The organism is Campylobacter curvus, assembly GCF_013372125.1.
Lineage (GTDB): Bacteria > Campylobacterota > Campylobacteria > Campylobacterales > Campylobacteraceae > Campylobacter_A > Campylobacter_A curvus.
Map to the genome: position 1 here is coordinate 1,355,451 of NZ_CP053826.1, position 15,215 is coordinate 1,370,665.

Annotated in this window: 7 protein-coding genes, 2 tRNA genes and 3 rRNA genes; 2 read left to right on the forward strand and 10 right to left on the reverse strand. The window is 42.7% G+C overall.

Going from position 1 to position 15,215, the window contains the following annotated elements; genetic code table 11:
* Window positions 1-38: 38 nt before the first annotated feature.
* A complete protein-coding gene (locus tag CCVT_RS06635) occupies window positions 39-722 on the forward strand; it encodes an RBBP9/YdeN family alpha/beta hydrolase (RefSeq protein WP_018135842.1) in 684 nt (227 codons plus the stop codon).
* Window positions 723-900: 178 nt separating this feature from the next.
* Here the strand turns inward: CCVT_RS06635 and rrf are convergent.
* The 10 genes from rrf to mqnE form a co-directional block, all read right to left on the reverse strand.
* Window positions 901-1,019, reverse strand: a 5S ribosomal RNA gene (gene rrf / locus CCVT_RS06640).
* Between the two features lie 454 nt (window positions 1,020-1,473).
* A 23S ribosomal RNA gene (locus tag CCVT_RS06645) occupies window positions 1,474-4,489 on the reverse strand.
* 540 nt (window positions 4,490-5,029) lie between these two features.
* Window positions 5,030-5,106, reverse strand: a tRNA-Ile gene (locus tag CCVT_RS06650).
* Between the two features lie 289 nt (window positions 5,107-5,395).
* Window positions 5,396-5,471 (reverse strand) — tRNA-Ala (locus CCVT_RS06655).
* A 283-nt stretch (window positions 5,472-5,754) separates the two neighbouring features.
* Window positions 5,755-7,405: ribosomal RNA gene (locus tag CCVT_RS06660) — 16S ribosomal RNA — on the reverse strand.
* The 16S, 23S and 5S rRNA genes sit together here with 2 tRNA genes alongside, the layout of an rRNA operon.
* Before the next feature lie 476 nt (window positions 7,406-7,881).
* Window positions 7,882-8,544: a pilus assembly FimT family protein gene (locus CCVT_RS06665; RefSeq protein WP_018136239.1), complete on the reverse strand. Its 663-nt coding sequence runs from the start codon at window positions 8,542-8,544 to the stop codon at window positions 7,882-7,884.
* Window positions 8,541-9,752, reverse strand: a complete 1,212-nt coding sequence (locus CCVT_RS06670; RefSeq protein ID WP_018136238.1) for a glycosyltransferase family protein — start codon at window positions 9,750-9,752, stop codon at window positions 8,541-8,543. The genes CCVT_RS06665 and CCVT_RS06670 overlap by 4 nt, the downstream gene beginning before the upstream one ends.
* Window positions 9,753-9,761: 9 nt before the next feature.
* The gene (locus tag CCVT_RS06675; RefSeq protein ID WP_018136237.1) at window positions 9,762-10,202 is read right to left on the reverse strand and encodes a phosphoribosyltransferase; all 441 of its coding nucleotides are present in this window, start codon (window positions 10,200-10,202) and stop codon (window positions 9,762-9,764) included.
* Window positions 10,203-10,211: 9 nt separating this feature from the next.
* Window positions 10,212-11,525, reverse strand: a complete 1,314-nt coding sequence (locus CCVT_RS06680) for an NCS2 family permease (RefSeq protein ID WP_018136236.1) — start codon at window positions 11,523-11,525, stop codon at window positions 10,212-10,214.
* 13 nt (window positions 11,526-11,538) lie between these two features.
* Complete coding sequence (gene mqnE, locus CCVT_RS06685; RefSeq protein WP_009650499.1) at window positions 11,539-12,600, reverse strand: aminofutalosine synthase MqnE; 1,062 nt, start codon at window positions 12,598-12,600, stop codon at window positions 11,539-11,541.
* A 30-nt stretch (window positions 12,601-12,630) separates the two neighbouring features.
* On the opposite strand from mqnE, the gene CCVT_RS06690 reads away from it, so the two are divergent.
* Window positions 12,631-15,213: an HD domain-containing protein gene (locus CCVT_RS06690; RefSeq protein ID WP_169765152.1), complete on the forward strand. Its 2,583-nt coding sequence runs from the start codon at window positions 12,631-12,633 to the stop codon at window positions 15,211-15,213.
* Window positions 15,214-15,215 lie beyond the last annotated feature (2 nt).

Consider the following 15,215-nt stretch of genomic DNA (forward strand, 5'->3'; position numbering starts at 1 on the left):
ATGTAAAATGTCCGCTTTAGAAATGAGAGGAGCTATAGATGAATAGCAAAAGACGAAATGCGATGAAATTTAGCCTAGCATGCGCAGCTTCGCTACTTTGCGTCGGTACCGCCTCGTTTGGGGCGAGCTTAAATTCGAAGGAGAAAAATATGCAAAAGTGCGTCTATATCGTGCACGGCTATGATGCTTCGCCTAAAAGCCATTGGTTTGCTTGGCTTAAAGGCGAGATCGAAAAATCGGGCGCGAGGGCGGAAATTTTAACGATGCCTACGCCTGCGCATCCGAGGCTTGATGAATGGCTGAAAACCTTGCGAGAAAGCGTAAAATTTGAAGGCGAAGTTTATCTGGTCGGACACAGCCTCGGCTGCCCTACGATCTTAAATTTTTTGCAAAGCGACGCTTTGGGCGGCACAGTAGAGGGCGTCGTGCTGGTCTCGGGGCTCGCAAAGCCGCTTAGCGATCCACAATTTAAAATTTTAGACGAGTTTATGGATAAAGGCTTTGATTTTGAGCGCATAAAAGCCGCCGCAAAACAGCGCGCGGTGATTGCCGCAAAGGATGATTATATCGTGCCGTTTAGCTTCAGCCGTGAGCTAGCGGGGCAGATCGATGCTAAGTTTTACGAGGTGCAAAAGGGCGGGCATTTTTTGGATAGAGACGGCTTTACGAAGCTTGATCTCGTGTATGAAATCTTAGAAAAAATGATGAAATTAAAGGGCTAGGCTTCGGACAAATGCGCCCGCTTGGTTTTTGCTTTCGCGCGAGATAAAATCTTACCACGCTCAAGCCAAACACCCGAAAACCAAGTAGATTAAAATTTTAATATCAAAGATAAAGATATTGAACCCGGAATTGAGTTTTTAAACGATTAAACGATACGGAAAGCTAGAATTCTAACAAAGCCCGCAGCGACCTACTTTTCCAACATCCCAGTAAGGGAGAGTATCATCAGCCATGACGAGCTTAGCTTCTTGGTTCGAGATGGAGCAAGGCGTTTCCTCGTCTGTATAGCCACGGGCAGTGTTAAATAAAAAATTGCTGCAGAATTTTAGTTTATACTTCGTTGTGCTTTACTACGAACTTCAGTCACATACTATATGTATGCTCCTTCGTTCTTGCTTCGTTCGCCTCGTCTAAACTAAAATTTCTTTGTAATTTAATCAATCTAGTTTTATTATACCAGGTTAGTTAAATTTAGAAATTTCTTGTTTAACACTGCTTTTATTGTTAAAAGTCAAAGCGATGTTTCAATGATAAAAACAAGGTCTTGTTCGGATATGAATTTAGATTAGAAATCTTATCAATTTTAATGCTAAACAATTTTAAGAACTATTTTTTCGCTAGGCGAGGCAGACGAGTAAAGACGAGGGAGCGTATGTTTTATACGTGACCGAAGTCTGAAACGAAGTCTAACGAAGCATAGTAGAAAAAATAGGAATTAAAATTTATCCTTAACAAGGAAGTGATGCTTATAAAGATAAGCAGACGAGCTATTAGTACTGGTCAGCTAAAGGACTTTCATCCATTACACACCCAGCCTATCGAACAATTAGTCTAATTGAGCTCTTAAAAGAAGATTCATCTTGGAGTTGGCTTCGAGCTTAGATGCTTTCAGCTCTTATCACATCCCAACTTAGCTACCGAGCGGTGCCCTTGGCAGGACAACTCGTACACCAGTGGTTGGTTCGACCCGGTCCTCTCGTACTAGGGTCAACTCTCCTCAATCTTCTTGCGCCCACGGCAGATAGGGACCGAACTGTCTCACGACGTTCTGAACCCAGCTCGCGTACCGCTTTAAATGGCGAACAGCCATACCCTTGGGACCTGCTCCAGCCCCAGGATGCGATGAGCCGACATCGAGGTGCCAAACCTCCCCGTCGATGTGAGCTCTTGGGGGAGATCAGCCTGTTATCCCCGGGGTACCTTTTATCCTTTGAGCGATGGCCCTTCCACACAGAACCACCGGATCACTAAGACCGACTTTCGTCTCTGCTTGACGTGTATGTCTTGCAGTTAAGCTGGCTTTTGCCTTTATACTCTACGAACGATTTCCAACCGTTCTGAGCCAACCTTTGTAAGCCTCCGTTACATTTTGGGAGGCGACCGCCCCAGTCAAACTACCCACCAGACATTGTCCTACATGAGGATAACTCATGCTAGTTAGCTATCAGAATAAAAAAGAGTGGTATCTCAACAATGGCTCATAATAAACTGGCGTCTATTACTCGAAGCCTCCCACCTATCCTGCACATCTTTATCCCAATAGCAGTGTCAAGCTGTAGTAAAGGTCCACGGGGTCTTTCCGTCTTGCCGCGGGTAGGAGGAATTTTCACCTCCACTACAATTTCACTGGATCCCTCTTCGAGACAGCTCCCATCTCGTTACGCCATTCATGCAGGTCGGTATTTAACCGACAAGGAATTTCGCTACCTTAGGACCGTTATAGTTACGGCCGCCGTTTACTCGGGCTTCGATCAAACGCTTCGCAGAGCTAACGTCATCAATTAACCTTCGAGCACCGGGCAGGCGTCACACCCTATACATCCACTTACGTGTTAGCAGAGTGCTGTGTTTTTGGTAAACAGTCGGGAGGGACTCTTTGTTGTAACCTTCAATGCTTACGGAGTAAATCCTTCACAAAGTTAGGCACACCTTATACCGAAGATACGGTGCTATTTTGCAGAGTTCCTTGAAGAGAGTTCTTCCACGCGCCTTAGAATACTCATCCCACCCACCTGTGTCGGTTTACGGTACGGGCAACTATAACTAAACTTAGAAACTTTTCTTGGCTCGATGGTATCAAGGATTCACTATCCATTCCGAAGAACTTCAAATGCCTGTGGGGTCTTGGATAAAGAAATTCGGATTTGCCTGAATTTCAACCTACACCTTTCGACCAGCACTTCCATCCGCTGGCTCCTCTAACCTTAAGCGTCCTTCCATCGCACATCATAGTTGGCATTGGAATATTAACCAATTTTCCATCGCATACCCCTTTCGGACTTTGCTTAGGACCCGGCTAACCCTACGATGACGAGCATCGCGTAGGAAACCTTGGGTTTACGGCGTTAATGATTCTCACATTAATTATCGCTACTCATGCCTGCATGCTCACTTGCATCCGCTCCAGCGCTCCTTACCGGTACACCTTCAATGCTGAATGCAACGCTCTCCTACCACTTGCACTTAATTCTAACTACTTTTAGTAAACTATTTTCTCATAATTTAACTCACAAAGTTCATTAAATTATGAGAAACATAACTTAAAACCTTGTGTAAAATTTTTATAGTTAAAATTAAGTGCAAGTCTAAAGCTTCGGTACTCATTTTAGCCCCGTTATATTTTCCGCGCAAAATCACTAGACCAGTGAGCTATTACGCTTTCTTTAAAGGATGGCTGCTTCTAAGCCAACCTCCTGGTTGTTTCAGTAACTTCACATCGTTTTCCACTTAAATGAGATTTAGGGACCTTAGCTGTTAGTCTGGGTTGTTCCCCTCTCGACGACGGATTTTATCACTCGCCGCCTGACTGCCATGATTACACTATAAGTATTCGGAGTTTGATAGGGTTTGGTACATTGGTGTATGCCCTAGCCCATTCAGTGCTCTACCCCTTATAGCTACTACATGACGCTATACCTAAATATATTTCGGAGAGAACCAGCTATCACGATGTTTGATTGGCCTTTCACCCCTATCCACAAGTCATCCCATAGCTTTTCAACGCTAGCGGGTTCGGTCCTCCACTGGTTCTTACACCAGTTTCAACCTGCTCATGGATAGATCACATCGTTTCGGGTCTGCAGCATCTGACTAAACGCCCTATTAAGACTCGCTTTCGCTACGGCTCCGGGTTTCCTTAACCTCGCCAGACACCACAACTCGCAGGCTCATTATGCAAAAGGCAGTCCATCACCCTGATAAATCATAGGGCTCTGAATGATTGTAAGCAAATGGTTTCAGGTTCTATTTCACTCTGATCACCTCAGTTCTTTTCACCTTTCCCTCACGGTACTTGTGCACTATCGGTCTAGTAGTAGTATTTAGGGTTGGATAGTGGTCTACCCAGCTTCAGACAGAATATCACGTGTTCCGCCCTACTCAGGATACTGCTAAGTAAAATAAAGCTTTCATATACGGGAGTATCACCCTCTATGCTTGACCTTTCCAGATCATTCTATTAGCTAAATTTAGTCTATGTTACAGTCCTACAACCCCACTAGTAAACTAGTGGTTTGCCCTCTTACGCGTTCGCTCGCCGCTACTAGCGTAATCTCGTTTGATTTCTTTTCCTGAGGGTACTAAGATGTTTCAATTCCCCTCGTTCGCTCCATTACGGTAACTAATATCTCTATTAGTTGGGTCGCCCCATTCAGAAATTCCCGGATCAAAGCCCCTTGACGGCTCCCCGAGACTTATCGCAGCCTGGCACGTCTTTCATCGCCTCTACTAGCCAAGGCATCCACCACTTGCTCTTAGTAGCTTACCTTTTTTAACTTCTCGCAAGAGCAAAGCTCTTGCTCCGACAAGGAGTGCAAGCACTCCCTTGACCCACCTAAAGCACACCGCTTCTTTCGGAAGCGCCGTATATTTTAAAATTAGATCACTCTAAAATTTAAGTTTAGATGGTATCGGTTAAAAGAAGTCATTAGTATATTTATATATTCTAATTCGCATCACTTCCTTGTTAAAGATAACTTTTAGTTACTGCATTTAAACTCTATCCTCCAAGACGGAAAGCATTAACTATATATGGATAAGTTTTAATTTAGCTCCATATAATTGTGATGTTAAACTTTTGCATTATTAAATGCAAAGAGATTAGAGATTTAAATCTTTAACAAGTCCTGTAAAATTGTTTTTATTAAAACTTGCTTGTGACTCTTAACAATGATAAATAAAAGAACTTAGACCATGACAAAGTCTAAACAAAGAATTTAGGATCAACCAAACTCTTTGTTTGGGCTTTTATCTTTTATACTCAGTTAAACTATAAGCGAGCTAATGCTTAAAAGCTAAATTTCAATAATGGTGGGCCTAACAAGACTTGAACTTGTGACCTCACCCTTATCAGGGGTGCACTCTAACCAGCTGAGCTATAGGCCCTCTTGCTTTCTCTTTTAGCTTTATAGTGCGTCAAATCTCCGCTTTAGCTTCGTCACATACTTTTATGTATGCTCCTTGCCTCATTGAGATTTTCCTTCTCTAAAGCTAAAATAGTTCGCATATCTTATGTTTCTTTTTAACTTATACTTCGTCAGCTTTTTGCGAAACCTTCGTCACGTATATCCGATACGCTCCTTAATTTCTTAAAAGCTTTCTCGTCTAAGCTAAAAATAAATCATAAATACTATTTATTTACAACCACAATGATAAATCATCGTCCATTTATAAATGGTGGAGAATAGCGGGATCGAACCGCTGACCTCCTGCGTGCAAAGCAGGCGCTCTCCCAGCTGAGCTAATTCCCCATGCTATCCTTTACTTCGCAGACAAATAAAAATTTATCTTTGCGACAAGGAGTGCAAACACTCCCTTGACCCACCTAAAATTACAAAGATTTATTTCAAAATTTATTTGTCATAAATCATAAATTTAGGTTTTTGCCTAGGTAGTTAAGGAACTAGATAATTATTATTTATTAGCCGTCAATCTTTCAAAACTAAACAAGGTCGATTGAGTAGATTATCTATAACAATAATCTAAATTTTCCTTTGACGAATATCTTGTGAGAGAATATTCATTGTACTCTAGAAAGGAGGTGATCCAACCGCAGGTTCTCCTACGGTTACCTTGTTACGACTTCACCCCAGTCGCTGATTCCACTGTGGACCATAACCGGTTTGGTATTTGGGCTTCGAGTGAAATCAACTCCCATGGTGTGACGGGCGGTGAGTACAAGACCCGGGAACGTATTCACCGTAGCATGGCTGATCTACGATTACTAGCGATTCCGGCTTCATGGAGTCGAGTTGCAGACTCCAATCCGAACTGGGACGTATTTTATAGATTTGCTCCATCTCGCGATATTGCGTCTCATTGTATACGCCATTGTAGCACGTGTGTCGCCCCGGACATAAGGGCCATGATGACTTGACGTCGTCCACACCTTCCTCCTCCTTGCGAAGGCAGTCTCATTAGAGTGCTCGGCCGAACCGTTAGCAACTAATGACGTGGGTTGCGCTCGTTGCGGGACTTAACCCAACATCTCACGACACGAGCTGACGACAGCCGTGCAGCACCTGTCTTAACATTTCTGCAAGCAGACACTCTTCTATCTCTAGATGATTTGTTAGATATCAAGTCCGGGTAAGGTTCTTCGCGTATCTTCGAATTAAACCACATGCTCCACCGCTTGTGCGGGTCCCCGTCTATTCCTTTGAGTTTTAATCTTGCGACCGTACTCCCCAGGCGGTATACTTAATCCGTTAGGTGCATTACTGCCAAGACTAGCTCAGCAACAACTAGTATACATCGTTTAGGGCGTGGACTACCAGGGTATCTAATCCTGTTTGCTCCCCACGCTTTCACGCATTAGCGTCAGTTGAGTTCCAGCAGATCGCCTTCGCAATGGGTATTCCTGGTGATCTCTACGGATTTTACCCCTACACCACCAATTCCATCTACCTCTCCCTCACTCTAGATTATCAGTTTCTCAAGCAGTTCAATGGTTAAGCCATTGGATTTCACAAGAGACTTGATAATCCGCCTACGCGTCCTTTACGCCCAGTGATTCCGAGTAACGCTTGCACCCTCCGTATTACCGCGGCTGCTGGCACGGAGTTAGCCGGTGCTTATTCCTTGGGTACCGTCAAATTTCTTCCCCAAGAAAAGGAGTTTACGCTCCGAAAAGTGTCATCCTCCACGCGGCGTTGCTGCTTCAGGGTTTCCCCCATTGAGCAATATTCCCTACTGCTGCCTCCCGTAGGAGTCTGGACCGTGTCTCAGTTCCAGTGTGACTGATCATCCTCTCAGACCAGTTACGCGTCATAGCCTTGGTAAGCCATTACCTTACCAACTAGCTGATACGATATAGCCTCATCCCATAGCGAGAAACCCTATATATTATTTACTTCGCAGACGAACAAAGTCCGTCTTTGCGACAAGGAGCTACGCTCCCTTGACCCACCTAAAGCACACCGCAACTTTCGGTTGCGCCGTAGGTATTTGATAAATAAACAATATATAGGGTTCGACTTTCCCATTTATACTTATATATAAATGGAGTATGGAGTATTAGCAGTCGTTTCCAACTGTTGTCCTCCACTATGGGGCAGATTAGCTATACATTACTCACCCGTGCGCCACTAACTCATAAGAGCAAGCTCTTACTTGTCCGTTCGACTTGCATGTATTAGGCACGCCGCCAGCGTTCACTCTGAGCCAGGATCAAACTCTCCATATTTACTTCGCAGAAAGGCAAAGCCTTTCCTTGCGACAAGGAGCTACGCTCCCTTGACCCACCTAAAGACTGCAACACTCCTTGCTTCGCAAGTCGTTATTGCATAAGTAAGGTTTGACACTTACTTAGATAATGTCTAAGTGGTTTTTGATATATGAAGTTTTTAATCTAAAAACTTTTGTTTTTTATTTTTTAATACATCTTTATCTATTACAAAGAAAAGATGATTTAGTTTTTGATCCGCTGATTACTTTCCAAAGAAAGCCTAAAAGCAGATCGGCTCAATCGATCACTTGTTTAGATTTCAAAGATTGACTAATAGTTTAACAATGGTAGGTTAAAGAACAAACGATAAAAAAGAAAAGGCTTTATTAACAAGGAAGTTAAAGATGGCTTCTTAAATCGTGAGCTGGAATTATATACAAGGCAAGCTTAAAGGATGTTGAAAAAATAAGCTTTTGAGTAAATTTATATAATATCTAATTATAAGTGATGTAAGCAAAACCGGTTTCGGGCTCGATATGTATCTTGGCTTGATGTCCAGTACTATCTTTTAGAGCCACAATACATTCCTTTTTCAAAAGTTTATCGTATGGTCCTTTTGAATTTTGCAAAGCAGAATATGGTCGCCCTATATTATCAAAAGCTATTGTGTTTCCACTGCATTCCTTTGACATTATTACACCATATTTACCGCCTATACTGTATCTTTTTGTTAGATTTAAATTTTTATTTCTTGCTTTTTCTGGTATAGATTGTTTTTGAAATTTATCTATAAGCTTACCACCTGGCTTGCTTGGATCATTTGCAATATTTACTATGCCGTTATTTGGATTACCTGAAAATTTCTTTGTTCCACGCATATCGTAAAAGACTACATATCGCCAATCATTACTATCTGTTGTATAGTTAAAATATATTCTCCAGCGCCCCTTATACCATTCTTTTTCACTCACACTAAATTTATCATCCTGTAAAGCCAAATGTTGCGTATATCTTATATGTGAAAGTATCTGCTCGGCAGCTTCCTTAGCTCCGTTGCGCTCAAGTCTAGGTATCGCCAAAGAGGCCAAAATGCCAACTATCACGATAACAAAAACAAGCTCTATCATCGTAAACGCCCTATTCGTCACCATTTTCATGATCCTTTAACCTCAAATTTCGCGATCTCTTTACCAAATTTTTCTATTTTAAATTCGGTGTTTTTATCTGAGCTGACAAGTAAATTTCGGCTTTTTGAGTTTACATTGACGCCATAAAATTTAAGCCTGAGCCCAAGCCTTTGATTTTCCACGTTTATATCCTGATACCCGGCCGCTTTTATCTCTGTGGCAAGCTCTTTTGCCACATGAAATTTATAAGCAAAGTGTCTTGTCGGCTCATTTAAGAAAATATAAAATATCGGATTGAACACCAAGCAAAGCCAGTTTATACCCAAAAATACGACGACGAGCCCGGTAAAAATTTTATATTTTTTCCTAAACTGCGGCAAACGCACGCGATACGAGCTAAAAAACATACGCACCATAAGCGGCGTGGCAATGATGCAAAACGGCAGGAATTCCTCCAGCTCGATACGCTGACGGATCGATACCACCATGCAAAAACAAAACGAGCTTATACAAATAAACCATAAAAGCTCCTTTTTCTCCTTGATCCAAATCCTATAAAGCGTATAAACGAAAAATACAAAGACAAAAGGAGAAAACACAGCGGCAAATACACCGAAAGTATCGATGAAATGCCCGCTTGGACGGCCACTAGTATCAAAGCCAAAAACGTATAAAGAAAGCAAAAACAAAAGCGCGCTCATCCATGCCAAAGGAGCGTTTTTACGATACATCGCGTAGATAAAAAATGCCAAATAAAGCATCAAAAAATCGCCGTCAACAAAAAAAATAGCACAAAACAGCGGATAAAATAAAATTTTACGATCCGTATGAAAAAGATAAAGGACTAAAAGCGTCAGCATTATGCAAAGGCCGGCATTATTTACGACTATTGCGCTGGCTAATGTGCCGGGCAAAAGTATAAAAAGCACGACCGCAACGACACGGTCAAATTCTAACTTTAGATAAAATTTGCTGATCTTATAAAGTAAGATCACGCTTAAAACGTGAAAAATAATCATCGGAGCGCGCAAGGCAAAGTCGTTTTGTCCAAAGATCGCGCAACTAGCGCGCACTACGTAGCCGATCGCACTGTTTCTCTCAAAAAAAATGAATGCTTCGTAGTAGCTTATGCTAAGCTGCGATACGCAATATAGCAAAAAAGCAAGCTCGATCACGCATATAAAAGTCATGGTCAAAATTCTATGACGTAGAGCCGACTCTCTTATGCTATTTATCAAAATTTAGCCTTAAATATGTATATCCCAAAAAAACTCGACCCAGTCGTGTGCCTCTTTGACCTTGTAATCAGGCAGCAAAAGTGCCTTTTGCTTGTAAAAAACGGTCGCTATCTTGATCACTAAATTTGGATAGCTTTTAAGCAGTTCGCGCTTTATCTCGACCATGCTCTCGCCACTATCTATGATGTCATCGACGAGCAAAATTTTAGTGTATTTACTAAGGTCCGGGACATTGAATATATCGATAGTATCGAGTTTATTGGTATTTTCATAATGGATGGAATTTAGCGTAAAAAGGTTTCGGTTATCTAGTGCGACCGCCAAAGAGTGGCCTAAAGTAAGCCCTCCACGCGCGATAGCCAATATCACGTCAGGACTGAATTCGCTCTTTATCTCGGCAGCCATTTTTTTAACATCTACGGCAAATTCATCGTAAGAATAAAATATCACTTCCTCTCCTTAATGCACTAAAAATACGACAAAGCTGATGAGCGCCAGCACGACTATGCCAATGCTCAGATCGCTAAATTCACGTTTTAAAATTTTAACTATCAAATACCCCATAAAACCAAACGCGAGCCCGTTTGTGATCGAGTATGTAAGCGGTATCAGCACGACCATGAAAAATGTCGCGACCGCAGTGGCGCTGTCTTTGAAATTTATCTCGCCAAGCTCGGCAAACATCAAAATGCCGACCATCACGAGTATCGGATATATGGCGTTTGCGGGTATAGCTTTAAACAGCGGCAGCATGAAAAGCGTGAGGATGAAAAACAAGCCGCAAACTACCGCGGTAAGACCGGTCCGTCCACCCTCCTCCACGCCGCTGGCGCTCTCGACGAACGAAGTAGTCGTGCTAACGCCCACGAGCGCTCCGGCTGCAGTCGCTACGGCGTCCGCCTCCAGGGTCTTTTCTAGCTTCACGATGCCGTCTTTTTTACTTTCGCTAAAGATCCCCGCTCTCATGCCCACGGCTGATAGAGTGCCTATCGAGTCGAACAGATCGGTCACAAAAAACACGACCACGATAGGCAGGAGCGCTAGGCTGAAATTTCCCATCGCATCGTAAAATACGCTCTTTATATCAAGCTCTAAAAAAATAGGCGAGATAGATGCGGGCAGTGAGATAAATTCCTTCGGATAAGGCGAAATTCCAAATATCCAAGCGATCAACGAGGTCGCCAAAACGGACAATATGAATGCGCCTTTTATCTTCCACGCCCAAAACGAAATGACCAAGATAAGCCCGATGATACCGAGCAAAACGTTCATATCTTTTAAATTTCCAAGTCCGACCAAAACCGCGTCGTTGTTTACGACTATGCCCATTTTTTGTAGTCCGACGAAGGCTATAAAGGTGCCGATACCTGCGCTAATAGCGCGGCGCAGATCGACAGGGATAGATCTGATGACCCAAATCCTAAAATTTGTAAAAGATAGCGCTATGAATAAAATTCCGCTCAAAAAAACGATGCCAAGCGCCGTTTGCCACGGTACTTTCATGCCTAAACACAGCCCGTATGTAAAATAAGCGTTTAGCCCCATCCCCACGCTCATCGCGACCGGAGTATTCGCCCAAAGCCCATTTAAAACGGTCGAAAATATCGTGATCAAGGCCGTTGCGGTGATCAAGGCCTCCATAGGCATGCCGGTTTCGCTCATTATGAAAGCGTTCGTAGGCACGATATAAATCATCGCCAAAAACGTCGTAAGTCCGGCGCCAAATTCTTGCTTCACGCTGGTTTTGTTCTGCGCTAAAGAAAAAATATCCACAAAGCCCCCTTTATCAATAAATTTTGATCTCGTTATACAAACTATCGCGCTCGACCGGGATAAATCCCGAGCTTTTTATGATATCGCAAAACGTCTTCATGCTGGTTCCGTTCGCGCTTGCCGCACCGGCAGCACTTTGGATGCTCTCTTTTTGTATAGTGCCATCTAGATCGTCAGCACCAAATTCCTGCGCTATCATGGCTAAATTCAGAGTCGAAGTCGCCCAATACGCCTTTATATGAGGCACATTATCAAGCACGAGTCGAGATATGGCCATGGTCTTTAAAATTTCGACCGAGCCCAAGAATTTCACGTCTTTTAGATAGTTGTTCTCGCGCTGATAGACAAGCGGGATGAACGCGTTAAACCCGCCGGTCTCGTCCTGAACGTCACGGATCCTCAGCATGTGATCGATCCTGTTTTCGCGGCTTTCGATATGTCCAAAAAGCATCGTGGCGTTGCTTTCTTTGCCTTTGTCATGCCACATTTTGTGTATCTTTAGCCAGTTTTCGCTACTGACCTTGCCTTTGCAAATTTTAGCCCGCACGCCCTCGTCAAAAATTTCAGCCCCGCCGCCTGGCATGCTATCTACGCCGTATTCTAGCATCTTTTCGATCACTTCCTCGTAGCTAAGCCCGTAATGACGCGCCAAAAAATCGACCTCGGCTGCAGTCATCGCCTTGACATGTAAATTTGGATAGGCCTCTTTGATCTTTTTAAAAATTTCAAGATACCACTGCCAGCCGCTTTTGGCGTTGTGGGCCGAGACGATGTGTATCTCTTTAGCTCCGTTTTCTACGGCATTTTGCACGATTTTCATTATCTCGTCGTGGCTCATCAGATATGGATTTGGATTTTTACGATGCGCCGAAAATGCGCAAAATTTACAGACGTCAGCGCAGATATTTGTCGGATTTATATGGCGATTTACGTTGAAAAAGACCTTCTTGCCGTGTAAATTTTGACGTTTGATGTTGGCGAATTTCGCCAGGTCGAAAAGCGGCAGGTCATAAAGCAAAAAGGCTTCGTCTTTGCTCAAACGTTCGCCGCTTTGCAGTTTATCGAGTATTTTCATTATCGTGATTTTATCCTAAAGCTTAAACTAATGCTTGGATTATATGAAAAAAAAGCTTTGTTTTTGCAAAAATTTAGTATCATCGAGGTTCATAAATTTAAAGTTGGATTTATTTTGATGCAAACGAGCCAAGAATTTAAAACTAGCCAAAATATCGTGAAAATAAACGAAAATTTCAAGGACTTCAGGCAAAATCTCGCAAAATATTTTCAAAAAAATCAAGGCAGGAATTTTGCAAATTTCTTAGTCAAAGAGAACGACGACTTCATAAAAAGCTACCTAAATGAGGCTATGAGGGAATTTTTCGGCGACTTCATGCCTCAAACAGACGCTTTTAGCATAAGCGTCTTAGCCACGAGCAAATACGCTCAAAGCATCATTTCAGCCAGCTCACAGCTTGAAATTTTGATCGTTTATAAAAACGTCAAAGGCTACAACATAAAATTTTTCGTCAAAACTCTCACTGAAATTTTAAACGCTTCACCGATCTACTTGCAAATAAAAAGCGTCGAGATAGACGAATTTTTCGCACATTATAAAGATGACGTGAGGGCCAAGAGCGAAATTTCGCAGGTGCGCTACATCTGCGGCTCAAAAAGCCTCTATCGTCTGACCAAAAGCGAGATCGCAAAGCTGAAAGAACACAACAAACTTGAGTTTTTGAGCTATCACATAAAGGCGTTTTTGCCGTTTGAAAACATAAAATACCTGCATCAAGAGCCGGATCTAAAAACCGGCTTTGGCGGTAGCGACGAGGTCTGGCACCTACACTGCATACTAAACTGCCTTGACAGCGACGTTTCGGTCAGATCGCAGGCGCTAAAATTTATGGACGAAAAGGAGATCGCCGCTTTCAACCTCAATGTGGATTTTTTGATGAGCCTAAAATCAGCGCTGAATTTAACACAAAATTCCGATAAATTCAGTGCCTCCAGCGTAGAGACGATCACAAATTTCATGCAGACCAAGTCCAAAAAAACACAGGATAACGAGAGCATAATCAGCCAAAAAATGCTAAGCAACATGAATAACGTCGCCATCTATTCGCGGTTTCTAACCGCCTGCCTTTGCAGACCGTTGTTTAAAAGCGAGCTGAATTTCACGCAAAAACGGCTAGCGCGCCGCCAAAATGACTTTTACGAGATAGACGGTGTGATCTACACGCCGGTACATAAAAAGCCCGTAAACATCGACATCCTCATAAAGCAGCTACTCTCGTTAGAGGATATCAATTATAAATTTGACATAAGTACCGTCTTTTACATAAAACGGGCGAAAATAGGCAAAAACGAGCTTGAAAGAGCGATCGTCGAGTTTAAAAAGATATTTACCAGAAACAACGCCTACTGCATACTAAAGGCCCTACTAGACGCGCAGATGATACAAATTTTAGTAAAACCGATGGAGCACATCTCTCAGCTGGCCCAATACGACGGATATCACGATTTCACCGTCGATGAGCACAGCATCTTGAGCGTACGCTACCTGGAAAACATAAAAGATAAATTCATAAGAAATTTATATCAAGAGCTATGCGCCGAGGGCAAGATGATGCTAAAGATCGTAACGCTCATGCACGACGTGGGCAAGGGCCTAAGCGGCGATCACAGCGTCGTTGGCTCAAATATATTCAGAGCATACGCAAATAGGCTTGGCCTTAGCGCAAAGTCCGTGAATGTCGGCGTCCTGCTCGTAAAATACCATACTCTCATGAGCAACGTCTCAAACAGAGAGGACATCTACTCTCAGCGCGTGATATTCGCCTTCATCTCAAAGCTTGGCGATAAGCAGGTCTTAAAGCTACTCTATATCCTTAGCTACTGCGTGATAAACGCCACTAGCGAGAAGCTCTATAACGCCTATAATGCAAAACTATTACGTGAGCTTTATGAAATTTCGCTTGAAAGCTTTGATGATGAAAATTTACTCGATGAAGCCACCAGACGCGTCAAAAAGGAGCATTCAATCAAGCGCAACCAAGCCTACGAAGCGCTCGAGCCAAGCCTTAAGGACAAAATTTTTGACATCACTTCAAATTTAGTCTTTGCAAAATACAGCGCAAACGAGATCATAAATCTAAGCAAAATGGCAAATGCGTGCGAAAATTTAGATATTTTCGTGCAAAACCAGCAAAATTTAAGCCTACAGATCATCTCTAACGAGCCTATAAATTTAGCCGCATTGCTTGCCGATCTAGCCGGTCTTGACCTTGCGTATATGGAGATCTTCGAGCTTTTTGATAAGAAAATTTACATCAGGCTGGACTTTAACAAAAACATCAAGACCTCAGAGCTAAAAAACATCGAGCGACTCGCACGAAATGCGTTAAAAAGCAGTCAAAACCCAAAACCGCTCAAACCAAATATTAACAAAGATGAGATAAACTTCGACATCAATCACTCGAAAGACTATGCCAGACTTGGCATAAACGCAAAAGATCAGCGCGGGCTGATGGCCTATGTCATGAGCGTCATGAACGAGACGAATTTTCGTATCGCGAGTGCTAGGATACAGACCATCAAAAATCGCACGCGCAATCTTTTTTTGATCGAAAAAAACGATAGGCTGTGCCGTAACGGCGAGAAAATTTTAAATTTATTGATAAGCGAGTAAAA

Bases quoted from the DNA above. Each gene is read 5' to 3' on its own strand.
- CCVT_RS06690 (WP_169765152.1), top strand. From the start codon at position 12,631: ATGCTTGGATTATATGAAAAAAAAGCTTTGTTTTTGCAAAAATTTAGT.
- mqnE (WP_009650499.1), bottom strand. From the start codon at position 12,600: ATGAAAATACTCGATAAACTGCAAAGCGGCGAACGTTTGAGCAAAGAC.
- CCVT_RS06635 (WP_018135842.1), top strand. From the start codon at position 39: ATGAATAGCAAAAGACGAAATGCGATGAAATTTAGCCTAGCATGCGCA.
- CCVT_RS06665 (WP_018136239.1), bottom strand. From the start codon at position 8,544: ATGAAAATGGTGACGAATAGGGCGTTTACGATGATAGAGCTTGTTTTT.